This window comes from Nocardia sp. NBC_01327 (genome assembly GCF_035958815.1).
GTDB lineage: Bacteria > Actinomycetota > Actinomycetes > Mycobacteriales > Mycobacteriaceae > Nocardia.
Genome location: NZ_CP108383.1, coordinates 5,382,200 through 5,408,827, shown reverse-complemented (window position 1 = coordinate 5,408,827; position 26,628 = coordinate 5,382,200). Strand labels below are relative to the sequence as shown.

The following is a 26,628-nucleotide window of genomic DNA, read 5'->3' as shown; positions in this document are numbered from 1 at the left end:
GTTCCGGCAGAGCGGGAGTGACGATCGGGGTGGCGGACATTCAGCCCATGCGCACGCCAGCTCTAGGCTCAGTGGTGAAACCGCCCCTTCACGCACATCTAGGTCCGGGGTGAGAGCTGTTGTATGACAGCGGTACTCGGCTATGGCCTGGAGTTGTCTCCGGGGCGCTGGTGGCGCAGGGCGTAGCGCACCGCGTCGGCGCGGGAGTGCAGGTCGGCTTTGGCGTAGAGATTGTTGATGTGGGTTTTCACCGTGGCCTCGCTGATGACCAGCTGTGCGGCGATCTCCGGATTGCGCAGGCCCTCGCCTATCAGGGTGAGGATTTCGCGTTCTCGCGCAGTCATTTCGACGTCGTCGTCCGCGCGGGCGGCGGGGCGGGAGGCGAGGGCCAGGAGGCGGCGCTGGACTTCGGGGGCGAGAACGGTGTGGCCCTGGGCGGCCGAGCGTACGGCCTGCAGGATCATGAGGCGGTCGGCTTCCTTGGTCAGGTAGCCGCTCGCGCCCGCATGCAGTGCGGCGAGGATGGATTCGTCGTCGTCGAAGGTGGTGAGCACCAGGATGGTGGTGCCCGGTTCGGCGCGGCGGATCTGCGCGGTGGCTTCCACTCCGCCCATGATCGGCATATTGAGATCCATCAGCAGCACGTCCGGGTGGAACTGCGCTGCGGCGGCCACGGCTTCGACGCCATTGGTCGCGGTCGCCACGACATTCACATCGTCCGCGAGATCGAGCATGACCGCGAGCGCCTCACGAACGGTCGCCTGATCATCGACGACGACGAGGGAGATCACACGGTCCGCTGTCATTGGGGCAACTCTAATTCCACGGTCCAGCCGCCCTCGGGGGACGGCCCGGCCCGCAGTGTCCCGCCCAGCAGCGCGGCGCGTTCGCCCATGCCGATGAGCCCGACCCCGGTCCCGTCGGCGAGGTGGCCGCGCGGCCCGTCCCCCGGCGCATTGTGCACGGTCAGGGTGATGCGTTCGCCGATGAAGGCGAGGCGCATGGTCCGCTCGGCCCCCGGTGCGTGCTTGGCGGCATTGGTGAGCGACTCCTGCGCCGCACGGATCACCGTATGCGTCGCCTCCGGGCCGACCGGAGCGATCTCGCCGGTGATCGAGACCTCGACCGCGTTCTGCTCGGCGAGCCGGACCAGGGCATCGGGCAGCGGCACGGTGTCCTCACGCAATGCCTGCACGGCGCGCCGGGTTTCACCGATGCTGTCCACCGCGAGTGCGCGAGCCTTGCGCACGGCCGCGATCGACTCCGCGTCCCGCCCGCTCTCGTGCAGCGCGTCGGCCAGATCCAATTGCAGGGCGATCCCGGACAGCGAGTGTCCGAGCACATCGTGCACCTCCCGGGCAATGCGGCCCCGCTCGAGCAGCGCCGCCTCGCGCGCCTCGGAATCGGTTGCGCGCCTGGCTTCTTCGGCCGCACGCTGCGCACTGTGCAGGGCATCGCGGCGGTCCCTGTTCGCTATGCCGATGTAGACCGGCAGGCAGACGGTCAGTGGAACCCACCACGGCCACTGTGACGAGGCCGGCGCCAGCCACTCGACGACCAGTGCCGCGCCGATGGCGATCACCGCACCCGTGACGGCGATACCGACGGCGGCCTTGCGGGAGGCCAGTTTCGCACCCGTCGCCGAGGCGGCCACATACGGGAACAGCGCCCCGGTCGTCGTCGAGTGCAGCAGCGGCAGCAGCAGCGCGGCGAGCAGCATGTAGGTGCTCATCATGGCGAACAGTCCGCGCGAACTCAGGCGCCGGAACGGGAATTGCGAACCGATCGCGGCCGCGGCGACGAGGGCGAACAGCGGGAGCGTCACCGCCGGATACACGATATGGGCATAGGGCAGCTGGACGATGGTGCCGACGACCATGGCGGATACCAGGACCGGCTGGACCAGCTCGTCCCGAATACGTTCGGGCCGAGCCTCCTGCGTCTGCCGGGTCGTGGTCACAGCAGAACACTACGGTCGTGCCGCGCCGATGTCGTACGGCAATCGCCGTATTCGGGGGTGGAGATCGGTCTCCACCCCCGCCGGGTGGAGAAATATCTCCACCCGAATCTACGGCGTTCGGCCCAATACTCCCGCCGCCCGTGAACTTAGTGTTGGCATCGAAAGAAACGGGAAATGCCCTCGACCGTAACGGAATTCGCTTCTCATTCCGGATATGCACCGAGCTGATTCCCACCGCTACCCGATTGGGAGTTCTCATGACCTCGAACCCGTCCGTTCCGGCCGCCGCCACCGAAACACGCTCCAGCACACAGCGACTCAACCCGGCAGCCCATGCGATGGTTTCCACGATGTTCTACGACATCGGCCTGTCGGTGATCGCCTACTTCCTCGCCGAACTCCTCGGAGCGAGTACCTATATCGCGCTGCTGGCCGGCACCGTCGTGGCAGGCTTGCGGATGCTCTGGGTAGCACTGCGCCAGCGAACCCTCGACCCCTTCGCCCTGTTCCTGCTCGCCCTGTTCGGTGCGGGTCTCGTCCTGAGCTTCACCACCGGCGACCCCCGCTTCATCCTCGCCAAGGATTCCTCCGGATCCCTGACCGCGGGTGTGGTGCTGGTCGGCAGCTGCCTCATCGATCGCCCGCTCGCCTATTACGCCGCACAGCGTTTCGCCCGAGCGGGCGGTGCCGCGATGCAGGAGCAATTCCGCGCCACCGGGAATACCACCGCCATGCGCGCCCGCTGGTTCCGTATCTCGCTGGTGTGGGGCATCGCCCTGCTGATCGATGCCTCCCTGCGCATCGCTGCCATCTATATGCTGCCGATCACCATGGCGGCCAACGTTTCCCAGATCCTCATGGTCACGGTCTTCGGCCTGTTGATCGTCTGGACCCTGCGTTCGGCCCGAAAGGCGCAGCCAGCAGCCCGGACCGTGACCGCATAGCGATGAGCGTGAGACCCCCGCGAATTAACGCGGGGTTAGCTCACATTTCTATTGCTGAATGGTTGCAGACGGGTATAGCGTCAAGGTCCGTTGGTCGTGCTGGCAATTCAACATGACACGGGTCGCGGGTCGGGGATCCCGTAGGCGAAGGAACTGCCATGAACCAATATCCGCCAGCGGTATCTCGGACGGCACTACCGCCCGTACCCCTCGGCCGAAGTAATTCCGAGCTCGTCAAGGTGCTCATCGTGGAAAACGATCCCGCGGTGGCCGAAATGGCGGCCATCGTCCTGGCGAAGGCGGGATACGACGCCATGCCGGCCTCGACCGGCGGACAGGCGCTCATCACCACCGATTCCTGGCACCCGGACCTGGTGCTGGTGGACCTCGCACTTCCCGATCTGCGGGGCTCGGAGATCTGCCTCCAGCTGCGCCGGCACACGGTGGTGCCGATTGTGGTCCTCGCCGACGAAACCGATCCGGATTTCATCGAACTGGTGATGGCGGCCGGCGCCTCCGACTATCTATTGAAGCCATTCCGGACCGGTGAGTTGCTCACTCGAATTCACACCCGCCTCACCAGCCCGACAGATATTGCCTAATTCGCCTCGCGGCCGAGGATTTTATCGGCGGTGCTGAATCGGGCGGCGCGGCGGCGCAGTGCACGACTCCTGCTGTAGCGGCGCCGCGGTGTTGTGGTGGTGGCGGCCGTGCGATAGAAGATCCGTTTGCCGATCTCGATCAGCGCGAGATAGCCGACAACCATGGCGGCCAGCGCGGCGAAGAACGCGGGCGGCAGTGGGCTGAATCCGAAGGTGTGCGCCAGCGGTGTGGCGGGCAGCACCGCGCCGAGCGCCACAACACCGAACGCCGCCAGGGTCAGGGGCAGGCTGGGATGGCTGCGGAAGAACGGGATTCGGCGAGTACGGATCGCGAAGATCACCAGCGTTTGGGTGGCCAGCGATTCGACGAACCAGCCGGAGCGGAACTCCGTCACTCCGGCGTGCAGGACCCAGAGCATGACACCGAAGGTCAGGAAGTCGAACACCGAACTCAGCGGGCCGAAGAAGATCATGAAGCGGCGGATGAACGCCACATCCCAGTGCGCGGGCCGGCGCAGTTGCTCCTCATCGACATTATCGGTCGGGATGGCGAGTTGACTGGTGTCGTAGAGCAGGTTGTTGACCAGGATCTGCGAGGGCAGCATCGGCAGGAACGACAGGAACAGCGAGGCGCCCGCGGCGGAGAACATATTGCCGAAATTGCTGGAGGTGCCCATCAATACGTACTTGATGGTGTTGGCGAAAATGCGGCGCCCCTCGCCGACACCGTCGGCGAGCACATCCAGATTCTTCTCCAGCAGAATCACATCGGCGGCATCCTTGGCGACGTCGGTGGCCGAGTCCACGGAGATTCCGACATCGGCCGCGTGCAGGGCGAGCGCGTCATTGACGCCGTCACCCAGGAAGGCGACAGCTCCCCCGCTGTGCCGCTGCACCCGCACGATGCGGGCCTTGGCCGCGGGGCTGATGCGAGCGAAGACCGTGGTGGTCGTGATCGCGGCGGCCAGCGCGGTGTCGTCGAGGTCGTCCACCTCCGCACCCGTCAGTACGCCCGCGCCGAGTCCCAGATCGAGACAGACCTTGGCCGCCACGGCCGGATTGTCGCCGGTGACCACCTTGACCGAGATCCCCAGGCTCGCCAGTCGCCGCAATGCCACTGCCGCATCGGATTTGGGCGGGTCCAGGAAAACCAGGAAGCCTGCCAGATTCAGGTCGCGTTCGTCGCCGGCGGTCGGTGGATGGTTGTCCTGCATTTCGCGGGTCGCGACGGCGATGACGCGATTGCCCGCGGCGAATTCCGCATCCAGTGCCGTCCGGGCCGTGGCAGGAACCTCGAGGCAGCGGCCGAGCACGGTTTCGGGAGCGCCCTTGACGATCAAGGTCAGCCCCTCCGCCACATCGCGCACCAGAACGGAAACCATATTGCGTTCATGATCGAAGGGCAGCACGCCGAGCCTGGTGTACGCGCGCAGCGCCGACTGCTGTGCCGCGACCTGCGGCGCCTCCCACAACGCCTGATCGAGCGGATTCCCGCCGACGATATGACCCGAATCTCCGCTGCGCTCAGTGCATAACAGCGCCCATCGCAAGACGGACTCCGGTTCGCCCGGACCCGCGCAGATCGCGTGGTGGAAGTTGATGTGCCCCTCGGTGAGCGTCCCGGTCTTATCGGTGAACAGCACATCGACATTGCCGAGATCCTCGATGCAGACCAGCCGTTTGACCAAGACCTTGCGGCGGCTCATGCGCCGCGATCCGGCGGCGAGACTGCTGGACACCACCGCGGGCAATAACTGCGGGGTGATGCCGACCGCGATCGCCAGCGAGAACAGCAGTGCGTCCATGACCGGTTTGTGCAGCACCACATTCGTCACGAAGATCGAAGTGGTCAGTCCCCCAGCCACATAGACCAGCAGCATCGAGAACTTCCGCAATCCGACCTGGAATTCGGTATCGACGGGATGCGTGCTCAGACCCGCCGCGATCTTGCCGAATTCGGTGCGCGCGCCCGTGGCCACAACCACACCGCGAGCACTGCCGGCATTGACGACGGTGCCCATGAGCGCGCATCCGGACAGCTCCGCCAATGCGGTATGCGCGGGTGAGACGCCGATGTTCTTGTCGACCGGCAGGGATTCGCCCGTCAATACCGATTCATCGCAGGCCAGGCCCGTGACCTCGATCAGGCGAAGATCGGCCGGGACGATGTCACCGAGCCTCAGGTCGACCAGGTCTCCCGGCACCAGCTCTGTCACGTCGACCTCGCCCGCCCGGCCGTCCCGCAGCACCACCGTCTCGTGGTGGATCTGGTCGTGCAGGGCGGCCGCGGCGGCCTCGGCGCGGTATTCGTTCACTGCCCCGAGACCGACCGACAGTGCCACGATCACACCGATGACCAGGGCATCGCTGCGTTCGCCGACGAAGTAGGACGCGGTCGCCGCGACAAGCAGCAGCGCCAGCAGCGGTGATCGCACCTGATGCCAGATGACCGGCAGCAGCCGGGCTCGATGCGAGGACACCGCATTGGGACCCCACTGCGACTGCCGCCGCAGTACTTCGGCGGCCGACAAGCCGGAGCCGGCCTCGGCGCCCAGCTGCCGCAGCAGGTCGGTGACGGGTGTTGTTGCGGCGGAGACGATTCCGGTGGTGGATGGGTCCGTGAGCCGCTCGGCGGCGGTTGCGCGCCGAGGAGGGACGGAATTCCTTACGGTGACCGGGATTTCGGCCTCTCTGGTCGTCGAAGACAGTGCCCGGCATCCGAAGGCCGAGCCGGGCTTCTTCCCAGTAGACGCCGTGCACCCCGTGCTGTCAACGTTGTAGGTCTACGCAATCACACGTCAGTCGGCGATCAAGCCTCGGCGGCTGCGAATCGTGTGGTCGGCGGCGGTGAAGAGGCGGTCGATGACAATGCCGATGGTGACGATCACGATCATGGTCGCGAGCATTTCCACGGAATCGTTCGCCTGTCTGGCGTATTCGAGCCGCACCCCGAGCGAGGTGTGATGGCCGATGATGACGAGGAGCTCACCCGCCATCAGGCTGCGCCACGCGAACGCCCAGCCCTGCTTCAGACCGGTCACGAACGCCGGTAGTGCGGCGGGAAGCAGGAGCTGCCAATACCATTCGATGCCGCGCAGCCCGAGCGCTCGCCCGGCGCGCAGTAGTGCGGGTGGGGTGTGGTCGATGCCGGTGAGCAGACCGTTCGCGATGGAGGGTGCCGCGCCGAGCACGATGACGAAGAGGATCGCGCTCTCGCTGAGCTGGAACAGCAGGATGGCCAGCGGGAACCACGCGATCGACGGCATCGTCTGCAGACCGGTGATGAGTGAGCCGACCGCGAGCCGCAGCGAACGCGGCCGGGTCGCCACCGCCCCGAGCACCGTGCCGACGCCGACCGCGACCGCGAATCCGATCAGGGCGCGGCGCATGGTGAGTCCGAGCCCCGCCCAGAATCCCGGTTCGGCCAGGTCGTGCCACAGTCGGGGCAGGACTTCGCCGGGCCCGGGCAGCACCCAGGTCTGTTTCCAGCCGCTGAGCACCACCAGCTCCCAGACGCCTATCGCCAGCGCGACCGCGGCGAGTACGGGCCAGGTGGACGACCAGAGGCGGCGCGCGAGACCGGCCCGCGCAACCGATGTCGTCTCGAGTGCGTCCAGGGCCCGCAATTGCCGGTCAGTCTCCATGGCGTCCCACTTCTTCGCGCAGCCGATCGGTGATCTCGGCGGCCAGCACGGCCACCTCCGGTGAGTCGATGCGGCGCGGCCGGTCCAGCGCCACGTCGTACTCCTCGATGACGCGGCCCGGGCGACTGGACAGCAGAATGACCCGGTCCCCCAGCCGCACCGCCTCGCGGACGTTGTGGGTGACGAACAGGACGCTCAAAGCTCTTTCACGCCAGATTCTTTCGAGTTCGTCGTGCATCAGGTCGCGGGTCATGGCGTCGAGTGCGGCGAACGGCTCGTCCATGAGCAGCACATCGGAATCCTGCGCCAGTGTCCGCGCGATGGCCGCACGCTGGCGCATGCCACCGGACAGCTGATGCGGTCGCCGGTCGCCGAATCCCTCGAGCCGGACCATGGTGAGCAGTTCGGCGATCCGGTGCGGCCGGTCGGCACGCGGTACGCCCGCGGCGCGCAGGGCCAGGCGAATATTCCCCGCGACGGTCAGCCAGGGAAACAGTGCCGGATCCTGAAACACCAGACCGACTTTCGCCGCACCGGACGGCGACCCGGTCTCGACCGTCCCGGCGGTCGGGTCGTCGAGACCGGCGGCAATCGACAGCAGTGTGCTCTTACCGCACCCGGAAGCCCCTATCAGACAGACGAATTCGCCGGGCGTCACCGACAGTGACACGCGATCGAGGGCGAGCACCGGCGCGCGCCCCTGGTCGTACACCTTCGACACGGCCCTCAGGCGCAGCGCCGCACCGAGCTCGCGCTGGGCGAGCTCGGTGACGGCGTGCTGTGTGCCACCCATGGTGAGGTCCCTTTCCGTTCAGGACGTGAAAAACAGTGGGCTGGTCCAGACCTCGTGACCGTCGGCCTGCCGGGCGTGCAGGTACAGCGCGCTGTCGCCGCCGCCCAGGCGCACCGGAAGCTCACCGGTCAGCGTCGAGGGCAGCGCACTACCGGAGATCCGCTCGACCGTGACATGCAGTCCGGCCCCGCCCATGTCGTGGCGCACCGGGCCCTCGCTGAGGTCTGCCACAGGCACCTCGAACTGTTCGGTGCGTGCTTCTTCAGCGATCGTGGCTTCGAGGTGGATCCGGACGCCTTCGATCCGGTCCAGCCGGAGTACGACGCCGGTATCGTTGCCGAATGTCGCACTGGCCCAGTCGATTCGCCCGTCCTTCAGGGTGACGGCCTGCTCCTGATGCATGGTCGCCCACGGATCGGCCGCGACGATCTCGGCCCCGTCCACGGTGATTCGTCCCGTCCACGAGGCCCACCGGTAGCGGTCGCGATGGCGTGCCCCGCCCCAGCGGATCCGGACCAGGTCCGGCGCGAAACCCTGCTCGGCGTGCAGATTGCGGTGCAGCAGCGGCCCTTCGGTATCGAAGACGGTGACCTGCTCCCAGGCCGTCTCGCCGTACAGCGCGTAGGAAACGCTGAATTCCTCGGTCCCCCGAGCACGTTCGTCACCCATCCACTGGTCACCGGCCCGCAGCAGTGCGACGGCCCGCGCGCCGGTGGTCGCCCAGGTCCGGCGCGCCCGCAGAGCCGTGCCGACCGCGGGGCGCGTCAGATCGGGCGCCAGCACACCGGTCAGCCCGCCGCGTCCGCCGAAGATATTCGCGCCCGGCGCACCGCTGCCGGGCCGCCCGCGATGCTCATCGCTATTGGCGCTCACCCCGACTCGCAATCCGCGGCTCATCGCCTCCCGCAGGAACCACGAGCCCGTACCCCACGCCGAATGCACCTCGATGAGTCGTTCCAGCTCCGGATGATGCCAGTCGAGGATGGCGCGCCGCCCGCCGAGATGCGGCATGAGCAGATAATCGTCGGGATTGGCGGCGTAGGCGTCGTACAGCTCGGTGATCGGCCAGTGTTCGGGCGTGGGCGCGCGGCTGGTCATGGAGTCGTGCCATTCCAGCGACCGGGCCAGCTCGGTGTCCTCGCCGAGATAGATGACATTGTGGTCGCCGCCCACCGCGGAATTACCGCACCATTCGACACCGGGCAGGCAGACGAAACGCCCGTCCTCGGAGACCTCGCGGCACAGGGCCACCACGTCTTTCCACGCCTGCTCGGTGATCTGGAAGTCGTTGGCGGTGTACCCCAGCACATCGAGCCCGCCGACCCAGCGGCCGTAGGCGAAGTTGTACGCGCTGTCCTGGGTGCCGACGGTGTCGTCGGAGTGCACGTGCAGGTCGGCGAAATAGGCGCGCTCTCCCGGCAGGTCCGCCACCACGTCCACGGTGCGGATCTCGGTGAGTTGCCGACCGTCCGGCAGCACCGCCGCGACGCGGACGTCATAGGTCCCGACGGGCTGCGCCGGGAGTTCGAGCGTCGCCGCAGCCCAGCCCTGCGTCGGCAGAGACACCTCGGAATGCCATTCTCCCGCAGTGACTTCCACCCGGGCCGGACTGTCGCAGGCGACATTGCCCCAGGCGTCTTCCAGATGTGCCCGCAGTGGTGCGCTCGCACCGGCGCGGACCAGGCGCGGCCCGGCGACGACGAGCCGCTCGGCCGCGGCCGCGACAATGCCGATCCCGACATCACCGACATGCCCCATCCGCGACGTCCCGAGAATATCGGCGTACATGCGGAACGTGAAGACCTCTTCGACGAAGGTCTGCACCCTGGTGCCCGGCCCGCCGCCGCGCCGATCGCCGAGCCGGATGACGATCTCGTCGCCGGGCCGCACGAATCCGTCCTCGAGGTGGATGAGCAGCGCCTTCTGGAAGGGCCGTTCGCCGCCCTTGACGTCGTACCGGGTGCGCAGGCGCCGTACCGTGGCCAGACTGTCGGCACTCGCCCCGCCGAGGGCGCTGCGATGCGCCAATTCCGCTGTGGCATAGTCGCGCCCGGCCGGATCGATGGTCTGCAGATCCCAGTCCGAGTAGTACTTGAAGCAGAGTTTGAGCCAGCCGCTGTCGGCGATGCCGGAGCTGCCGACGGTGTAGCGCAGCACGAGTTCGCCGAGCTCGCCGGCGGTGAGTGCTGTTGTCTCGGTGGTGAGTTCGCCGAGGAAGGGCAGGGCCCGCACTTCCTCGGTGATGACGCGGCTGACGGCCGCGTCGGTGCAGTCGTGATACCGAGCGCCGGTCTGGTTGCGCGGGTTGATCATTCGGTCACCGCCGTCTGGCCCTCGGCGTGCAGCGCCTCGTTCAGCGGACCCAGATCAGCCAGGCCGGTGAGGTCGCCGGCCGGCAGGACTCCGACACTCGCGCCGCGCTTGCCGTACTCGCCGATGGTGCCCAGCAGCGGATCGACGGTGAACGTCAGATCCGACCACGCGGACGCCAGATCGGCCTCGCCGAGCCCACTGCCGTTGATGGCCGCGATCGCGGTATTGGCACGGTGCTGGGCCGCCGCCGGATCGGCATTGACCTGACCGGTCTCCTGGATGAGGCCACGCAGCAGCGCGACGACCACATCCCGGTGATCCTTCAGGAATGCCGAGGTGACAAGCAGATTCGTGGTGTTGAACTTGCCGTCGGGCCACAGGGTGCGCTCATTGACCAGCACATGCGCGCCCTTGCTGACCAGCAGCGTCGCATACGGCTGCGGCACCCACGCGCCGTCGATCGCTCCACTGGCATAGGAGGCGGCGGTCTGCGCATTGTCCTGCGGCGTGATGTGCACATCGCCGTCCCCGGAGGTCCCGGTGCGCAGCCCGTGCTGTTGCAGCCAGTACCGCAGCGCCACATCCTGCGCCCCGCCCAGCGCCGGGTCCGCGATGGTGCGACCGCGCAGGTCCTCCGCGGAATTGATGCCCGGCCGGACCACGAATACCGCGCCGCCCGAGGTCGCCCCCGAGATGATCCGGACATTGCCCTTCGTCTTGTCGAAGGCGTTGATCGCGGGCGTCGCGCCGACGAATACCGCGTCCAGCGCGCCCGACATGATCGCGGTGATGGCGGGCGGCCCGGAGGTGAATCGCGCGGTTTCCAGGCTCGTCGTCGACCCCAGCGTGCGCTGGAACGTCCCGTCCTCGACGCCCAGGATCGCCGTCGTATGGGTGAGGTTCGGGAAGTAGCCCAGTCGCAGGGTGACGTGCCCCGGGTCCTGCGAGCTTCCGGAGCAACCGGTCAGTGCGGCCGCGGCGATCACCGCGAGCGCTGCGAAACGGAGTGTGGGGCGCGACATCTGAGCACTTCTTTCCCTGGGTATCACCGAGACCCCAGACTCGCAGGCCGCGATTCATGCGTCAAAGACATGAAAGTGCTAGCAGTTATCACTGTGATTGACTAATCGCATGGAGTTACGACAGTTGCGCTACTTCCGGGCCATCGCGCGGACCGGGAGCTTCAGCGCGGCCGCCGCCGGTGAGTTCGTGGTGCAGTCGGCCCTGAGCCAGCAGATCCGCAAACTCGAGGACGAACTCGGCGTGAAGCTGTTCGAGCGCACCACCCGCTCGGTCCGGCTGACCCGGGAAGGCACGCAGCTGCTGCCGCTGGCCGAGCGGGTCCTCGGTGATGTCGACCTGCTCGGGGCGGAGGCCGATGCGCTCCGGGGCGTCCTGCGCGGCAATGTGGCGGTCGGCATGATGGAATGCCCGCCGCTCACGCTGGATATGGCAATGCTGTTGCGCGACTTCCACACTCGGCATTCCGGCGTCGAAGTGGCCCTGCGCAGCGGCGGCAGCGACCGCATGGTCGAGGAGGTGCGCTCGGCCGAACTCGATATGGCGATTCTCGGACTGCCGCCGAAACCCTTGCCTCCCAAGCTCCGTGCCCGGCCGCTGCTGGTCGAGGATCTGGTGGGCCTGGTCCACGAGGGCCACGCACTCTCCGGCCGGGTCTCGGTGGCCGACCTGACCGGTGAACGCTTCATCGACTTCCCACCCGGCTACGGACTGCGCGAACAAGTCGACCACTGCTTCGCCAGCACCGGTGTCACCCGCCGCGTGGTCTTCGAAGTCGTGCGCGTGGAGGAGATGATCAAATTCGCGGCCCTCGGCCTCGGCATCGCCGTACTCCCCCGCTCGATCGCCCGCGCCGCCACCCGCCGCTCCGCCAAACCCCGCGTCCTCGAAATCACCGACGCCGACCTACACCGCACCGTGGCCCTCGTCCACCGCCAGGACGGCCCCCAATCCCCCGCCGCCCGAGCCTTTTTCGACCTGGCCGCCGGCCTCCTCCCCGCCCCCGCCACCACCGAACCCGACAGCTGAACGGCCCGCGCGAATCCCTCTTGTCCACAACGACTTCGGTCCACACCTGGGAAGCGGGAACTGAATTCGTCTGGCCTGAGGGGCACTATGGTCCGATGGACCATTCGACTGCGCTGATCGATCGGATCGATCATGTTTTCGTACCGCTGGCCGCGGCGGCCGCGGGGATGCAGCTGCTCATCGATCTCGGATTGCCGAGCGCGTGGCCTTACTCCGACTATGGCGGATTCGCCAGCGGGGCGGTGAATCTCGGCAATCTCAATCTGGAGTTCGTCGCCGACAGTGAGTTGAGTGGCGCTTTCCGGGCGAGTACACCCGCGCGCGTCCAGGGCATCGCGTTCACGCCTGCCGCCCATATCGACGATTCCTGGCTGGCCGAGATCGACCGGCGGGGCATCGGCCATGATGGGCCGCTGACGTTCGGTCCGCCGGGCGGCGTTCAGTTCACAAACGTTGCGTTCGAAGGGCTTTCGGATATTCGGACCACCGTGTTCGCCTGCGAATATCACGATCCGCGAGTGATCGATCTGGAGTGGCGTGCGGGCGCGCTCGCCGCGGTGTCCGGTGGGAGGCTCGGCGTGCGGCGGGTACAGGAGATAGTGATCGGTGCGACCGATCCGGACGCCGCCGCCGGGCGCTGGCGGCAATTGCTCGATCCGCTACCGCGATCGGGACCCGGCCGGTGGCGGTTCCCCGCCGGTCCGGCGCTTCGCATAGTCGCCGCCGAGGCTGACGGTGTGCAGGCGCTGGTTGTCGCGGTGGCCGATCCGGACAGTGCCGCCACCACTCTGAAGGCGGCCGATCCGGTTGCCCTCGGCGGACTCGAATTGCGTTTTGTCGCAGTGGAATAGACGGCTGTCGCGCGGACCGCTACGCCTCTTCGTCGTGCTCGGCTGCCCACAGTTCATGTTCGTGGGCAGCCCAGGACTCGGATACTTTCCCGGTCAGCATGCCACGCATGGCTTCTCGGTCGCGCAGGGCGTACATGAGGTGGCCCACCACCAGGATTCCGAAGGCCAGGGCGAACCAGTCGTGCATCAGGGTCGCGCCGGTGCGCCAGGCCAGCTGGGTCCAGTTCGGGAAGTACATGACGATGCCGGTGCCGAGCAGGACAAAGATCGATCCGGCGCTCAGTGCCGCGTTGAGTTTCTGTCCGGCATTGAATTTCCCGACCTCGGCGCCGGTCAGGCGGCGGCGTTTGGAGCGGAACCAGAGCCAGTCGGCCTTGGTGAAACGGTTGAGCCGGGACAGATCGGCGCGATAGGCCCGGGACGCCAGGCCCAGCAGGATCGGCGCCGGAAGCGCGAATCCGCAATAGACGTGGATGATTTCGACGGTGTGCCGGTTGCCGACCATGACCGCGAGCGAACCGTTGTAGAGGATCGCGGCGGTGAGAATGCAGATCAGCACGAGCACCCCGGTCGCCCAGTGCACCCAGCGCTCGACTCGGCCGAACCGGTGCAGGTCGCGCTCGGCCGCGTCAGCTGGTCGGGTCATCATTACGTCCGTTCGACTGCCCGACCCAGCCGTCGATCGAGTAACCCCGGTGTTCCCAGTAACCCGGAACCACCTCACTGGTCAGCTCGATCCCGGAAAGCCATTTGCAGCTCTTGTAGCCGTACATCGGCGCGACATACAGGCGCACCGGCCCACCGTGATTATGGGTGACCGGCCCGTCGATCATCTCCAGTGCCACAAGGACATCGGCGCGCCGCGCCTGCGCGAGGGTGAGGCTCTCGGAATAGGTCCCGTCGAAGGAGGTGAATCGCACCGCCGTCGCCGCGCTGCTCACCCCGGCGTCATCGAGCAGATCCGAGAGCCGCACGCCGCTCCAGTGCACCTCGGGCACCCGCCACCCGGTCACGCATTGGAAATCGCGCACCAGCTTCGTCTGCGGCATGGCCTGGAGATCGGCGAGGGTGTGGGTGCGCTTGTTGTCCACCAGCCCGGTGATATCGAGCCGGTAATTGCTCGCATCGCGTTTGGGAGCGCCGCTGGTGACCGAATAGAAGCGAAAGGTATTGCCCACCGGCAGAAGTCCGACCAGTCCGGTCGGATCATGGATGCCGATCGGCCCGAGCACCGCCTCCAGACCCTTCTGGAGCTGAGCCCCGCCGAGCACACCCGCCGCCCCGGCCGCGAGCAGTCCGAGCACCACACGACGCCCGACCGGCGCGCCGAGGCGATCTTGCTCGGAAGGCTTTTCTGCTGGCACACCTCCACTATCCACCGATAGTCACCGCGCCCGCGCATCCGGTGGCGGTTAGTGTGGAATCAGAATTCGCCGCCCCTCGCGGTGCAACCGAAAGGCAGCTCATGCGCAGCCCCATTCTCGTAGCGCTCGGCGTCATCATCGGATTGGCCGGCCTGCTCTGGTCGTTGCAGGGCTTCGGCGTCGTCTCGGGCAGCCCGATGAGCAATACCGTCACCTGGTCCATCATCGGCCCGGTCGTCTTCATCGCCGGGATCCTCCTCGCAGTGCGTGGTTATCGCCGCTAGCCGAACAGCACTCGCTACGACAACGGACAGCAGAGCAGGGTGCCCCACCGCGGGCACCCTGCTCTGTCGAACCTACGTCAGTTGCCTTGTGCGGCAGCCGAAACCGGCTGCCACTTGCGCCACAGCGCCAGCCGCGACTCGTAATCGGCGGTGGCGATGGCCAGCGGGACCTCGCCGAGGAAGATGCGCAGCGGCGGCTCGTCCGCATCGACCACGGCCACAATCGCGGCGCCGGTGGCGGTCGGATCACCGCTGGGCATGCCGGAACGCTGCGAGGCCCGGGCCGCGCGGGCCGCATCGTAGGCCGGATTCGGGGTGGCGTGCTTGGACGACGGACCGGACCAGTCGGTGCCGAAACCGCCGGGTTCGATGAGCGTCACATGAATGCCGAACGGCGCGACTTCCTGTGCGAGGGACTGCGAGAACCCTTCGAGCGCCCACTTCGACGCGTGGTACGCGCCGAGGTTCTGGAAGGCGGAGATGCCGCCGATGCTGGAGACCTGCAGGATGTGCCCGCTGCCCTGCGCCCGCAGGATCGGCACGGCCGCCTGCGTGACCCAGAGCGCGCCGAAGACATTGGTTTCGAACTGCGCCCGCAGTTCGTCCTCGGTGAGCTCCTCGATCATGCCGAACTGTCCGTATCCGGCATTGTTGACAACAACGTCCAGGCGCCCGAACCGCTCGGCTGCCTGCTGTACCGCGGCGAAGTCGCCGTCGCGGTCGGTGACATCCAGCCGGATCGGCAGGAAGGTATCGGGATATTTGCCGACGATATCGTCGAGCGTGCTCAGATCGCGCGCGGTGCCCGCGACGCTGTCGCCTCGCTCCAATGCCGCGAGTGCCCACTCGCGGCCGAATCCTCGTGAGACTCCGGTGATGAACCAAACTTTGCTCATGCGATCACGGTAGTGACCTGGAGTGCACTCCAAGCAAGTGAATCGATGTCATCGTCGGAACTGCTGCCGCCCACCACGTTCTCCAGCAGGCCCGCCACAATGCCGAGGATGAGCATGAGGATCAGCAGCACCTGACCGCCCTGTGAGAGCAGCAGCGGCCGCGTCGGCGACTGCGGCACCGGCTCGATCCACGGCGCATCGGGCATGGCGACCGGCAGCGGCCGCTGATCGCCGAAGATGCCCTTCAGGTACGCGGGCGTCAGCAGATAGGTGTAGGCCTGCGTCCGAATCTGGGTGCGCAGCACCGCCGCGGTGGCCTCGAACACCGAGCGCGGCATGCGGCCGGTGATGAGCACGATCAGCCACAGCACGATCGCGATGATCGCCCAGCCGGTCATGAGCCAGCTGGCGAACACCAGAATCGGGAAGGCCAGCACCAGCCGGAACAGCACCGCCACCCGATTCAGCGGTGTCGGCGCCGGGAACAGCACGCGCACCGGATAGTCCGGCGGGTTCCAGGCGAACGGCGGGTAGGCGTCGACCAGCAGCATCGAATACGCCGAAACCCGTGTGGTGTAGGCGAAATAGCCGCGCAGATAGTCACCGCACCAGTCCGGCAGGCGCCCGGTCACCAGTGCGGCGAACCAGCCGCACACCACCACGAAGAATGCGGCGATGCTGAGGAACCACAGCACGATCGCCTGCGGAATCACCAGCAGCGCGCGCAGCAGTACGGTCCAGCGGCGATGCTGTTCGGGCGGAAAGATATCCAGTTCGACCAGGGTCTCGCCAGGGGCAGGCCAGGTTTCGCCGGGCCAGGTCTCGCTCATGGTCATTACGCTCGCTTTCACGGTCGAGCAGCGGTCAGGTGAGCGAAATGTAACTCGGAGTGTGCTGATCGACCGGTAACCGCGCCGCCATGGCCGAGCCCGCGGTGCCGTGGATTCGGCTCAGGTGGGTGGCCGCCAGCTCTGATCGCCGACGGCGCGCAGTCGCGGGGTGCGGCTCTGCCGGGCGTACTGGCCCGGTGTCTGACCTTTCCAGGCGCGAAAGGCCGAGCCGAATGCGGACACGCTCGCATAGCCGAGTCGGCACGCCACACTCTCGACAGTCAGTCCGGCAGTGAGCAATTCCTCGGCGAGCAGGCCGACGGTCTCGCCGCTCAACTCCCGGAATGTCGTCCCGTCGTCGGCCAGGCGCCGCCGCAGGGTGCGCACGCTGAGGCCCAGATCGGCTGCGATATCGGACTGATCGGCCATCCCCTGCCGATGAATGAGCAGTTCCCGGACCTGCCCGCTGATTCCGCCGCGTTGCTGCCGCTGCTGCACGATCTGCGCGCACTGCTCCTCGAAGATCTTCATACTGGCCGGATTCGCCTGCGGCAGTTTCAGTTCCAGTGACGACGCCTGCAGCGTCAATACGAGTTTCGGCGCGCCGAAGGTCATATCGGAGACGCCGAGCATGGCGAACACCGTCTCGTACATGGGATGTCGCTCGAGCGGGACCTCCAGCCGGACGGCGGGCAGCCGCATCGGCAGCAGATCCTGCTGGACCGTGCCGATCGCCACCAGATCACGCTCCAGCGCGAACCGCCTGATACCGGGCGGGACCATACTGTCGTCCCGGAGGATCGCGACGTCGGCGCCGCGTTTGTCCAGGCGGTGCAGCGCGGCGGTGAAGGACAGGTCGACGTAGCGCAGCCCGATCTCCAAGGCGTGGCGCAGATTCGGACTGGTGCTGATCGCAAAGCCCCAGATGCCGAGACTTGTTGGATGGCACTGCATTCCGGCCAGCAGCCCGAGCCCCGGCTCGTCATCGGTCCCGGCGAGGATATTGGCCATCAACTCGAACTCCTGCTCGAGCTCGATCTCCGCCGCCGGTTCGGTCAGATCGCTCTCCTTGATGCCGGTGTGCACCAGCATGGAGTCCATCGTCAACCCTCGGCCGGCCCCGAACTCGACCAGCAGAGCCGCGTTATTGATGGAGCGCAACCGCCCAAGCTCGCCCGACATCCCGTCATCTTCGCAAACATGCGGCACACATTTCCGGAAAATCCCCAGGTAGTTACAACGCTGACGCGACAGCGACTCCGCGTGGTTCGCGGGGCCCGATCCGCCGCGGGCGCGGGAACAGGCCGGATCGGGTGGGCGGTGCCGACTCTGGTTGGATGGGACCAGTGACAAGTGTCCCCTTCAAATTGGTCGGCCCCTACCGCTTCGAGCAGGTGATGCCGGCGTGGGCGCCGCACTTCCCGCAGTTCGACACTGTGGTGGGCTACTCGGACCTCGGTCACGCCTTTCTGATGAGCACGCGCACCGGTGAGTACGCGGTGCTCGACCCGTACAGTCCCGGCACCAAGGGTTACGGCGCCTTCTCGGACGTGACCGCATTCATCGACCGAGTGCTGTTCGATCCGGACTTTCTCACCTATGTATTGCAGCCACAGCATGTTTCGGCAATCCGCCGGCGGCTGGGCCCGCTCGCGGAGGACGAGGTCTACATCGCCACCCCGTATCCGTTCCTCGGCGGTTCCGAGGATCCGGATTCCTATGACAGGGGCGGCGTGTGGGTGTTCTTCGATCTCGTGGCGCAGGCGCACGGGTTCGAAAGTGACTGAACGGCGCCGACCTGGAATCGGAGAACCGGGCTAGGCTTCGAGGTATGACGTCCGCACGGGATCCCTCGGAACAGTTCGACGTGGTCGCGGTGGCCTCGTCGGCTGGGGGCGTCACCGCGCTGGGCACCTTGCTCGGTGCGCTCGGGCCCGACCTCCGGGTGCCGATATTCGTTGTGCAGCATCTGGATCCGCGGCACCGCACGGTGCTCGCCCAAGTCCTCGCGCGCAGAACGGAACTCGACGTCAAACTCGCCGAGACCGGGGAGCGCGCGCTCGCGGGCACCGTCTATCTGGCGCCGCCCGACCGGCATCTGCTGGTCGGCGCCGACGGCGTCGTCACACTGTCGAGCAGTGAGCTGGTCCACTTTCTGCGTCCCTCGGCCGATTTGCTCTTCGAGTCGATCGCGGGCGCGTACGGAGCACGGGCCATCGCCTGTGTGCTGACCGGCACCGGGAGCGACGGCGCGATGGGGGTGGAGGCGGTCAAGTCGCGCGGCGGCACAGTCATCGCCGAGGATCCGGCCACCGCGGAATTCCCCGGCATGCCCAAGGCCGCGGTGAGCACCGGTTGTGTCGACTTCGTGCTACCTCTTGACGAGATCGCGGCCGTGGTCCGCGAGCTCGTCGTCGCCGAGAGGAAGTAATGACCGAACCGACCGGTGCGGAACTCGATCAGGAGCTCGAGGATCTGCTCGGCTTCATTCGTGATGCGCGTGGGTTCGACTTCACGGGGTACAAGCGCTCCACGCTCAGTCGCCGTATTCGCAAACGGATGGGTGAGGTTGCGGCGCTGACCTATCCAGACTATCGCGACCGGCTCGAGGCCGATGCGGACGAGTTCCGGACCCTGTTCAATACGATCCTGATCAATGTCACCGCGATGTTCCGCGATCCGGATGCCTGGACGCTGCTGCAGCGTGAGGTGGTCCCCGAGGTAATTGCCTCCGTCGCGCCCGAGTCGGAGATCCGGGTGTGGAGCGCGGGCTGTTCCAGCGGCGAAGAGGCGTACTCGCTGGTCATGATGTTCGCGGAGGTACTCGGTATCGAAGAGTGCATGAACCGCGTCAAGGTCTACGCCACCGATGTGGACGAGGAGGCGCTGCGCGAAGCGCGGGCGGGTCTGTATCCGGCCAAGTCGCTAGAGGCGCTTTCCCCGGAGTTCCGCGAGAAGTACTTCGAACCCAGCGGCGCCCAGTTCGTCTTCCGCCCCGATCTGCGGCGGCGCGTGATCTTCGGCCGCCACGACATCACCCAAGATGCGCCGATCTCCAGGCTGGACCTGCTGGTGTGCCGCAATACGCTGATGTATTTCAATGTCGAGGCGCAGGGCCTGATCATCGACCGCTTCCACTTCGCCCTGCGCGAGGTCGGCTATCTGTTTCTCGGCAAGGCCGAAATGCTGCTGAGTGACGGCGAGCGTTTCGAACCGATCAGCATTCGTCAACGCATCTTCCGGCGCCGGCCCGGTGGCAGCAGCCGGACGTATTCCACTCCCCAGATCAAGCTACGGCCAGGAATCGGTGTGGAACTCCAAGCGGCATCACGCATGCGTCAGTTGCGGGATCTGATCCTCGACGCGGCGCCCGGCGCGAGCATCGCCCTGGACTCGGACGGTTCCGTCGTCATGATCAACAACCAGGCGCGGGCCCAGTTCGGTGTGTCGAGCAACGATGTGGGCCGTCCGTTCCAAGACCTCGAATTGTCCTATCGCCCCACGGAACTGCGCTCGCTCATCGATCAGGCCACCCATGAGCGCCGGACGCTGCGTGTCAATGCGGCCGAACGCCGTCTCGGCGACGACGTGCAGTACTTCGACATTCTCATTCAGCCCATTTCGTATGGGCCCGGCCTGCCCGTCGCCGTCAATATCACCTTCTCCGACGTCACCCTGGCGACCCGGCTCAAGGAGGAGGTCAAGCGGGTCCGTGAGGAGCTCGAGACCGCCTACGAGGAACTGCAATCGACCAATGAGGAGCTCGAGACCACCAACGAGGAACTCCAGTCCAGCATCGAGGAACTCGAAACCACCAACGAGGAACTGCAATCGACGAACGAGGAGCTCGAGACCACCAACGAGGAACTCCAGTCCGGCAATGAAGAGCTCGAAACCATGAACGACGAGATGCGTATCCAGACAACGGATCTCGATGAGGCCCGCGCCTTCCTGGAAGGCGTGATGAGCAGTATCGCGGCCGGCGTGGTCGTCCTGTCCGCGGATATGAAGGTGCGCAGCTGGAATCGCGGCGCGAGCGAACTCTGGGGTCTGCGTGCTGATGAGGTACTCGGTGAGCACTTCTTCGCGCTGAGTTTCGGCTTGCCCACCGCCGAACTGCACGAGATCATTCGGGATTGCATCGCGCGCGGAAAACGGGCGGGTCCGCTCGGCGTCCCGTCGGTGAACCGCATCGGCCGCAGCATCGAGTGCGCGGTGACGTGTTCCCCGTTCGCGGGGCACAAGGGTGGTGTCGTGCTGTTGATGGAGGACTCGAACGCTGCTGTCGGCTGACGCCAGGGGCCGTATGCTACGTGCATGGCTGCATCGAGCAGCGGTTCGGAATCGGTTGCCGCGCAAGTAGCTACCGCGTGGCTGAATGTCACGCGGGCCCGGGAGCGCGCCGAGCACCAGCAGGCATCGGCCGAGCGGCACGAGCGTCTCGCGGCCGAAACGGGTCGGCCGTTCCACCGGAAAATGGCGGATACACACCGCCGCATGGCGGCCTGTCATCTTGCGGCGGCGCGCCTGCAGGAGTCCTACGCTCGCCGTGTCACCGCCTGGCTGGTGGATCGCGGCGCTCGTCCCCCGGTGTTCATGGCGGGGGTCGCGGAGGCCTGCGGTGCCCGCAGTGCCGCGCTCACCCTGGTCGGCGCCGATCTGAATCAGCTCGCGGTCGCCGCATCGAGCCAATCAGCGCGCAGTGCACAGGATTTGGAATATGTCCTCGGTGCGGGCCCGGCCGTGGAAGCGACTCGCGACAACCGGCTCGTCGCGGCCGCCGGGCCCGCGATCGAAGCCCGCTGGCCCTGTTACGGATCCGCGCTGGCGGCCCTGGGCGTCGCCGCCGTCGTCGCGGTACCGTTGCGGACACCTGCCGGATCTATCGGTGCGCTAACGGTTTTCGATCCGCGGCCCGGCTGGGCGGAATCCGGCATCATTGTCGAGGTGGCCGACGCCCTGTCGGTCGGCGGTGTGCTGCTCGGCCCGGATGGTGACCCCGGGCTGTACGGTGGCGCCGATCACCGGCCGGTGGTGCACCAGGCCGCCGGACGACTGGCGGAGCAGCAGCAGTGTTCGATCAGTGATGCGCTGGCCCTCATCAAGGCCCGTGCGTTCGCGACCGGAGAACCTTTGGAAACCGTTGCACAGCAGATAACTCTCGGAGCCACGAGACTCGAATGAGGGGAAGTCATGAGCAGGCGGGATCAGCGGCTGGCCGATGCGTTCGTGTCGCTGGCCGAAACGCTGCGCGACGATTACGACATACCGGCTCTGCTGACCACCCTCGCGGACTGCAGCGTCGAGGTGCTGGGTGTGGGCGCGGCATCGGTCATCCTCGAAGAGAAATCGGGCGCTCCGGTGAGCGGCGCTTCGGATCCCGAAGTCGCACAATTGGAAACAGAGGCATCGGCCTGGAGGGAGGGCCCCGGCTACGACTGCCTCCGGACCGGTGCGCCGGTGGTCGAGGCCGTGCTCGACGGTCCGATCGCCCGCCGGCGCTGGCGGCGTTATGTTCCCCGGGCACACACGCTGGGCTACACGCGGGTGGCGGCCGTCCCACTGCGGACGCGTGAATCCCCGGTCGGCGCGTTGGTGCTGTATCGCGAGGGCCCGGATCCGCTGGATCCGGCGGCGCTGGTCCTCGGTCAATCCCTGGCCGATGCCGCTGCGATCACCCTGCTGCGCGAGCGCGAACTGAACGAGAGTCGCACGCTGAGTACGCAATTGGAGCAGGCCCTGTCCAGTCGGGTCGTGATCGAGCAGGCCAAGGGCATTGTCTCCACTCGGATGGCACTGACCATGGACGAATCGTTCGCCGTCCTGCGTCGCTATGCGCGCAACCACCAACTGTTGCTCTCCGCGCTCGCACGGGATGTGGTGGAGGGGCGGGTCCGGATCGGCGAACCGGGCACATAGTCACCGGCGGGCACCGGGAATTCCGGCCCGGGGCCGAACTCTGGGTCTTTCGATCGCGCTGCGTATAACTGGTGATAACGCGCGCGGTCCGCGCAATCGTTGGGCATGACATCCACCGAGGTGAAATCCACCACCGACTCCGACCTGGATGCAATCTTCCGGCCGATCTTCGACCGTATTGCCGCAGGCGCAGTCGAACGCGAAATCGATCGCAGGCTCTCCTTCGAGGAGGTGGGGTGGCTACGTGAGGCGCGGTTCGGCGCGCTGCGGGTGCCGGTGGAATTCGGCGGCTACGGCGTCACCGTGCGGCAATTGTTCCGGCTGCTGACCGAACTCGCCGCCGCGGAATCGAATCTGCCGCAGGCGCTCCGGGTGCATTTCTCGTTCGTCGAGGATCAATTGCTCGCCGAACCCGGTCCGGAGCGGGAACGGTGGCTGCGCGCGGTGGTCGCGGGCACGCTGGTCGGCAATGCCATCACCGAACCCGGTGTGGGCGCGGTCGACCGGTATCAGACTCGCCTGTCCGCCTCGGGCGAGGATTTCCTGCTCAATGGAACGAAGTACTACAGCACCGGTTCGCTGTACGCCGATCAGATCCTGGTGGCCGCGGATCAGGACGGTGCGCGGGTGGGTGTGCTCGTCGAGGCGACGGCCGAAGGTGTACGCCAGCAAGATGATTGGGACGGCTTCGGGCAGCGTCTGACGGCGAGTGGCACCACCGAATTCACCGATGTGGCCGTGCGCCGCGATCAGGTGCTCGGGCCCGGCTACGGTGCGCCCGGTCCCACGTATGCGACCTCCTACCTGCAGTTGGTGCAGCTCGCGGTGCTTGCCGGAATCGCGCAGCGTGCCGAACTCGATGCCCGCGAATGGGTGGCGGCGCGGACTCGCGGCTACACCCATTCGGCCGCCGATCTGCCCCGGCAGGATCCGCTGGTGCAGCAGGTGATCGGCCGCCTGTCGGGTGCGGCCTTCGCGGCACGGGCCACTGTGCTCGCGGTCGCCGGCGTCCTGGATGAGGTGCTGGACGACGGCGCACGTGACGAAAAGGCCGTGGTGGCAGCGGAACTCGCCGCCGCGCAGGCGCAGCTGGCGGTGATCGATCTGGTACTGCCCGCGACCACGCTGCTGTTCGAGGTCGGTGGCGCCTCGATCGTGTCCGAGAAGCTGCGCCTGGATCGGCACTGGCGCAATGCCCGCACCATCTCGGTGCACAATCCCGCGATCCAGAAGGCCCGGGCGATCGGCGACCACCTGCTCAACGACGCGCCCCTGCCGTTCGCCTGGAGTGCCGGCGAACGCCGGCCGGCGAACGGAGACGCGCAGTGACGCGCCGGATTCGGTTCAACGCCTTCGATATGAACTGTGTCGCACACCAGTCGCCGGGACTGTGGCGGCATCCGGCGGACCAATCGCATCGGTACAAGGAGCTGAGCTACTGGACCGAACTGGCAAAGCTGTTGGAGGAGGGGCGTTTCGACGGCATCTTCATCGCCGACGTGCTCGGCACCTACGACGTGTACGGCGGTGACGATATCGCGGCACTGCGGCAGGGCGCGCAGATCCCGGTGGCCGATCCGCTGCTGCTGGTCTCCGCCATGGCGGCCGTCACCGAACATCTCGGCTTCGGCATCACCACCGGCACCGGTTTCGAACACCCCTACCCGTTCGCCCGCCGCCTCTCCACGCTCGACCATCTCACCGGCGGCCGCATCGGCTGGAATGTGGTGACCGGCTATCTGCCTTCGGCCGCAAGGAATTTCGGCGCGGACGATCAGCTGGACCATGACGACCGCTACAACCAGGCCGATGAATACCTCGAGGTGCTCTACAAGCTGTGGGAGGGTTCGTGGGAGGACGACGCGGTGGTCCGCGATGTCGAGCGCGGCATCTACGTGGATCCGGCCAAGGTGCACCACATCGGTCATCGGGGGGCGCACTACACGGTGCCCGGCATCCATCTCTCGGAGCCGTCCCCGCAGCGTACTCCGACGATCTACCAGGCCGGTGCGTCGCCGCGTGGCGTGCGCTTCGCCGCCGAGAACGCGGAGGCGATCTTCATCGCCGGACCTTCGAAAAGGATACTGGCGCAGACGGTTTCCCGTATTCGTGATGCCCTGGAAGCGGCCGGGCGGGATCGGCACTCGGCCCGCATCTACGCGCTCGCCACCATCATCACCGATGCCACCGACGAGGCGGCCGCGCGCAAACACGAGGAGTACCTGTCCTACGCCAGCATCGAGGGCGGCCTGGTCTTCATGTCCGGCTGGATGGGCATCGACCTGTCCGCCTACGACCTGGACGATCCGATCGGCCAGGTGCAGAGCAATGCCATTCAATCCGCCGTCGCCGCGTTCCAGGAGTTCGACGACGACGGCCGCGAGTGGACGGTCCGCGATATCGGCCGGTGGGCGGGCATCGGCGGCATGGGCCCGGTCTTCGTGGGTTCGGGCAGCACCGTCGCGGACACGCTGCAGGACTGGGCCGAGGAAACCGATCTCGACGGCTTCAACCTGGCCTACGCCATCACCCCCGGAAGCTTCGAAGACATTGTGCGCCATGTTGTTCCGGAGTTGACCGCACGCGGCGCATACACCACCGAATACGTTCCCGGCACGCTGCGGAACAAACTGCTCGACCGGGGCGATCGCCTGCCCCAGGAACATCGCGGCGCCCGCTATCGCCCGGGTGGCTCCGCTTCGACCGCACTGCCCGATGCCGTATCCCGGCCCGGGTCGTCGGTCACCCTCTGACCGCAGGATCGGAAAGGACCGAAGAAGATGACCTCTCAGAACTCCACCGGCCGCTCCACCCGTACGGCCGCGATCATCGGCGCCGGGCAAACCGGCGTCACCGCGGCGCTCGGCCTGCTCGATGCCGGATTCGCCGTGACGCTCTACAGCGATCGGGATCAGCGGGCACTGCGCGATGATGTGCCCGCCACCGGGACGGCACTCGAATTCGGTGAGACGCAGCAGGCCGAGGCCGCGCTCGGACTGGATTCCTATACGGCTCGCGCGCCCCGGCACACCGGGCTCAGCGTCCGCATTGCGGGGCCGGAGCGGGAAGAGCTGATCGCATTCGATGGGCATTTCGATGGTTATGTCGGCGTCGCGGTCGATACCCGGCTGAAGGCCGATGAGCGGCTGACCCGATTCCTGGAGCGCGGTGGGCGATTCGTCGTGGAGCAGGTCTCCCCCGCTGCCCTCGACGGGATCGCGGCAGCCAATGACCTGACTCTGGTGGCGACCGGTCGCGGCGGGCTGTCCGATCTCTTCCCTGTCGACGCGGCGCGTTCCGTCTACGACGCACCGCAGCGGTCGCTGCTCACCGTCACCGTGACCGGCATCGGTCATGACGAGAGTGTGTTCGCGCATCGCAGCCGGGCGGGCGGCGGGCACAGCGGGTTCTCCATCTTCGCCGATCAGGGCGAGGGCTGGTGGGGTCCGTATCTGCACAAGGACGCGGGGCCGAGCTGGGCCTTCCTCGGTTGGGCGCGACCGGGCAGTGAGTGGGAAAGTCGTTTCGCCGCTGCGGATTCGGCCGAGTCCGCGCACCGCATCGTGCAGGACCTGTACCGCGATTTCATCGATTGGGATCTGCCCGAGGTGCTCGCCACCCAGACGATCGCCGAGGACCCGCACTCCTGGCTCAAGGGTGCGGTGCGGCCGGTGGTCCGGGCCGGTGTGGGACATACCGCCGATGGGCATGTCGTCGGCTCCCTCGGTGACACCTCGGCCGCCTACGACCCGATCGCGGGTCAGGGCGCGCAGAGCGGATTGATCCAGGCGCAGCGGCTGGTCGCTGCCGCCGCCGTGCACGACGGGCCGTTCGATGAGGCCTGGCTCGCTGGGCAGTACGCGGCCTTCCTGGCTGCTCGCGGTGATGCGGCGAACAAGGTCACGCGGCTGTTCCTCGGCGATCCGGAATTCGCCGATATCGGCAACCAGCTGTTCGCTGCGGCCGCCGTCGATTCCCGGGTCGCTTCCGCACTTGTCGGCCTGCTGCACCGCCCGCAGCCGCTGCTCGACATCGACTCGGTCGACGGGGCAAACGAATTCATCACCAGCGTCAGCGGCGAGGATGCGGCGGCACTGCTGGCCCGCTTCGCCCCGGCCGGGCGTTTCGACCGCTCCGCCTTCTCCAGCACTCTCGCCAGCGCCTGATCCGACGACCTTT

The 26,628-nt window shown here is 66.9% G+C and carries 25 protein-coding genes; 13 read left to right on the top strand and 12 right to left on the bottom strand.

Annotated elements, in window-relative coordinates; genetic code table 11:
• Positions 1–140: 140 nt before the first annotated feature.
• A complete protein-coding gene (locus OG326_RS25030) occupies positions 141–806 on the bottom strand; it encodes a response regulator transcription factor (RefSeq protein WP_327139559.1) in 666 nt (221 codons plus the stop codon).
• Complete coding sequence (locus OG326_RS25025; protein WP_327139558.1) at positions 803–1,960, bottom strand: sensor histidine kinase; 1,158 nt, start codon at positions 1,958–1,960, stop codon at positions 803–805. Before OG326_RS25025 ends, OG326_RS25030 begins: the two co-directional genes overlap by 4 nt.
• Positions 1,961–2,217: 257 nt before the next feature.
• Between OG326_RS25025 and OG326_RS25020 the strand changes: the two genes are divergently transcribed.
• Positions 2,218–2,904, top strand: a complete 687-nt coding sequence (locus tag OG326_RS25020) for a VC0807 family protein (RefSeq protein WP_327139557.1) — start codon at positions 2,218–2,220, stop codon at positions 2,902–2,904.
• 248 nt (positions 2,905–3,152) lie between these two features.
• Positions 3,153–3,506, top strand: coding sequence for a response regulator transcription factor (locus tag OG326_RS25015; RefSeq protein ID WP_327139556.1), 354 nt, complete (start codon positions 3,153–3,155; stop codon positions 3,504–3,506).
• Here the strand turns inward: OG326_RS25015 and mgtA are convergent.
• The 5 genes from mgtA to OG326_RS24990 form a co-directional block, all read right to left on the bottom strand.
• Positions 3,503–6,106: a magnesium-translocating P-type ATPase gene (mgtA, locus tag OG326_RS25010; RefSeq protein WP_327146571.1), complete on the bottom strand. Its 2,604-nt coding sequence runs from the start codon at positions 6,104–6,106 to the stop codon at positions 3,503–3,505. The two genes, OG326_RS25015 and mgtA, sit on opposite strands and share 4 nt — an antisense overlap.
• Positions 6,107–6,304: 198 nt before the next feature.
• Positions 6,305–7,150, bottom strand: a complete 846-nt coding sequence (locus OG326_RS25005) for an ABC transporter permease (RefSeq protein ID WP_327139555.1) — start codon at positions 7,148–7,150, stop codon at positions 6,305–6,307.
• Positions 7,140–7,943 carry an ABC transporter ATP-binding protein gene (locus tag OG326_RS25000; protein WP_327139554.1) on the bottom strand — a complete coding sequence of 268 codons (804 nt, stop codon included), beginning with the start codon at positions 7,941–7,943 and terminating at the stop codon, positions 7,140–7,142. Before OG326_RS25000 ends, OG326_RS25005 begins: the two co-directional genes overlap by 11 nt.
• Positions 7,944–7,961: 18 nt before the next feature.
• On the bottom strand, positions 7,962–10,256 hold the full coding sequence (locus OG326_RS24995; protein ID WP_327139553.1) for a hypothetical protein: 2,295 nt from the start codon (positions 10,254–10,256) through the stop codon (positions 7,962–7,964).
• Positions 10,253–11,278 carry an ABC transporter substrate-binding protein gene (locus OG326_RS24990; protein WP_327139552.1) on the bottom strand — a complete coding sequence of 342 codons (1,026 nt, stop codon included), beginning with the start codon at positions 11,276–11,278 and terminating at the stop codon, positions 10,253–10,255. Before OG326_RS24990 ends, OG326_RS24995 begins: the two co-directional genes overlap by 4 nt.
• Positions 11,279–11,387: 109 nt before the next feature.
• On the opposite strand from OG326_RS24990, the gene OG326_RS24985 reads away from it, so the two are divergent.
• Complete coding sequence (locus OG326_RS24985; RefSeq protein ID WP_327139551.1) at positions 11,388–12,305, top strand: LysR family transcriptional regulator; 918 nt, start codon at positions 11,388–11,390, stop codon at positions 12,303–12,305.
• Positions 12,306–12,400: 95 nt separating this feature from the next.
• Complete coding sequence (locus OG326_RS24980) at positions 12,401–13,156, top strand: hypothetical protein (protein ID WP_327139550.1); 756 nt, start codon at positions 12,401–12,403, stop codon at positions 13,154–13,156.
• Positions 13,157–13,175: 19 nt separating this feature from the next.
• Here the strand turns inward: OG326_RS24980 and OG326_RS24975 are convergent, their stop codons facing one another.
• Positions 13,176–13,802: a cytochrome b/b6 domain-containing protein gene (locus tag OG326_RS24975; RefSeq protein ID WP_327139549.1), complete on the bottom strand. Its 627-nt coding sequence runs from the start codon at positions 13,800–13,802 to the stop codon at positions 13,176–13,178.
• Positions 13,786–14,520 carry a molybdopterin-dependent oxidoreductase gene (locus OG326_RS24970; protein WP_327139548.1) on the bottom strand — a complete coding sequence of 245 codons (735 nt, stop codon included), beginning with the start codon at positions 14,518–14,520 and terminating at the stop codon, positions 13,786–13,788. Before OG326_RS24970 ends, OG326_RS24975 begins: the two co-directional genes overlap by 17 nt.
• 101 nt (positions 14,521–14,621) lie before the next feature.
• On the opposite strand from OG326_RS24970, the gene OG326_RS24965 reads away from it, so the two are divergent.
• The gene (locus tag OG326_RS24965; RefSeq protein ID WP_327139547.1) at positions 14,622–14,804 is read left to right on the top strand and encodes a hypothetical protein; all 183 of its coding nucleotides are present in this window, start codon (positions 14,622–14,624) and stop codon (positions 14,802–14,804) included.
• Positions 14,805–14,881: 77 nt separating this feature from the next.
• On the opposite strand, the gene OG326_RS24960 is transcribed toward OG326_RS24965, so the two are convergent.
• From OG326_RS24960 to OG326_RS24950, 3 genes are all read right to left on the bottom strand, one after another.
• Positions 14,882–15,700 (bottom strand): SDR family oxidoreductase, encoded by an 819-nt coding sequence (locus OG326_RS24960; RefSeq protein ID WP_327139546.1) that lies wholly within the window; start codon positions 15,698–15,700, stop codon positions 14,882–14,884.
• Entirely contained in the window at positions 15,697–16,530 is an 834-nt protein-coding gene (locus OG326_RS24955; RefSeq protein WP_327139545.1) for a DUF4389 domain-containing protein, read from the bottom strand. Before OG326_RS24955 ends, OG326_RS24960 begins: the two co-directional genes overlap by 4 nt.
• A 120-nt stretch (positions 16,531–16,650) precedes the next feature.
• Positions 16,651–17,712: an AraC family transcriptional regulator gene (locus OG326_RS24950; RefSeq protein ID WP_327139544.1), complete on the bottom strand. Its 1,062-nt coding sequence runs from the start codon at positions 17,710–17,712 to the stop codon at positions 16,651–16,653.
• 155 nt (positions 17,713–17,867) lie between these two features.
• On the opposite strand from OG326_RS24950, the gene OG326_RS24945 reads away from it, so the two are divergent.
• The 8 genes from OG326_RS24945 to OG326_RS24910 all read left to right on the top strand — a co-directional run bounded on the left by OG326_RS24945 (position 17,868) and on the right by OG326_RS24910 (position 26,615).
• Positions 17,868–18,317 carry a T6SS immunity protein Tdi1 domain-containing protein gene (locus tag OG326_RS24945; RefSeq protein ID WP_327139543.1) on the top strand — a complete coding sequence of 150 codons (450 nt, stop codon included), beginning with the start codon at positions 17,868–17,870 and terminating at the stop codon, positions 18,315–18,317.
• A 44-nt stretch (positions 18,318–18,361) separates the two neighbouring features.
• A complete protein-coding gene (locus OG326_RS24940) occupies positions 18,362–18,961 on the top strand; it encodes a chemotaxis protein CheB (RefSeq protein ID WP_327139542.1) in 600 nt (199 codons plus the stop codon).
• The gene (locus OG326_RS24935; RefSeq protein ID WP_327139541.1) at positions 18,961–20,823 is read left to right on the top strand and encodes a CheR family methyltransferase; all 1,863 of its coding nucleotides are present in this window, start codon (positions 18,961–18,963) and stop codon (positions 20,821–20,823) included. Before OG326_RS24940 ends, OG326_RS24935 begins: the two co-directional genes overlap by 1 nt.
• A gap of 24 nt (positions 20,824–20,847) precedes the next feature.
• Positions 20,848–21,714: an ANTAR domain-containing protein gene (locus OG326_RS24930; RefSeq protein ID WP_327139540.1), complete on the top strand. Its 867-nt coding sequence runs from the start codon at positions 20,848–20,850 to the stop codon at positions 21,712–21,714.
• 9 nt (positions 21,715–21,723) lie between these two features.
• Entirely contained in the window at positions 21,724–22,449 is a 726-nt protein-coding gene (locus tag OG326_RS24925; protein WP_327139539.1) for a GAF and ANTAR domain-containing protein, read from the top strand.
• A 105-nt stretch (positions 22,450–22,554) separates the two neighbouring features.
• Positions 22,555–23,778, top strand: a complete 1,224-nt coding sequence (locus OG326_RS24920) for an acyl-CoA dehydrogenase family protein (protein ID WP_327139538.1) — start codon at positions 22,555–22,557, stop codon at positions 23,776–23,778.
• Complete coding sequence (locus tag OG326_RS24915; RefSeq protein WP_327139537.1) at positions 23,775–25,202, top strand: LLM class flavin-dependent oxidoreductase; 1,428 nt, start codon at positions 23,775–23,777, stop codon at positions 25,200–25,202. The genes OG326_RS24920 and OG326_RS24915 overlap by 4 nt, the downstream gene beginning before the upstream one ends.
• Before the next feature lie 27 nt (positions 25,203–25,229).
• Positions 25,230–26,615 (top strand): styrene monooxygenase/indole monooxygenase family protein, encoded by a 1,386-nt coding sequence (locus tag OG326_RS24910; protein WP_327139536.1) that lies wholly within the window; start codon positions 25,230–25,232, stop codon positions 26,613–26,615.
• Positions 26,616–26,628 lie beyond the last annotated feature (13 nt).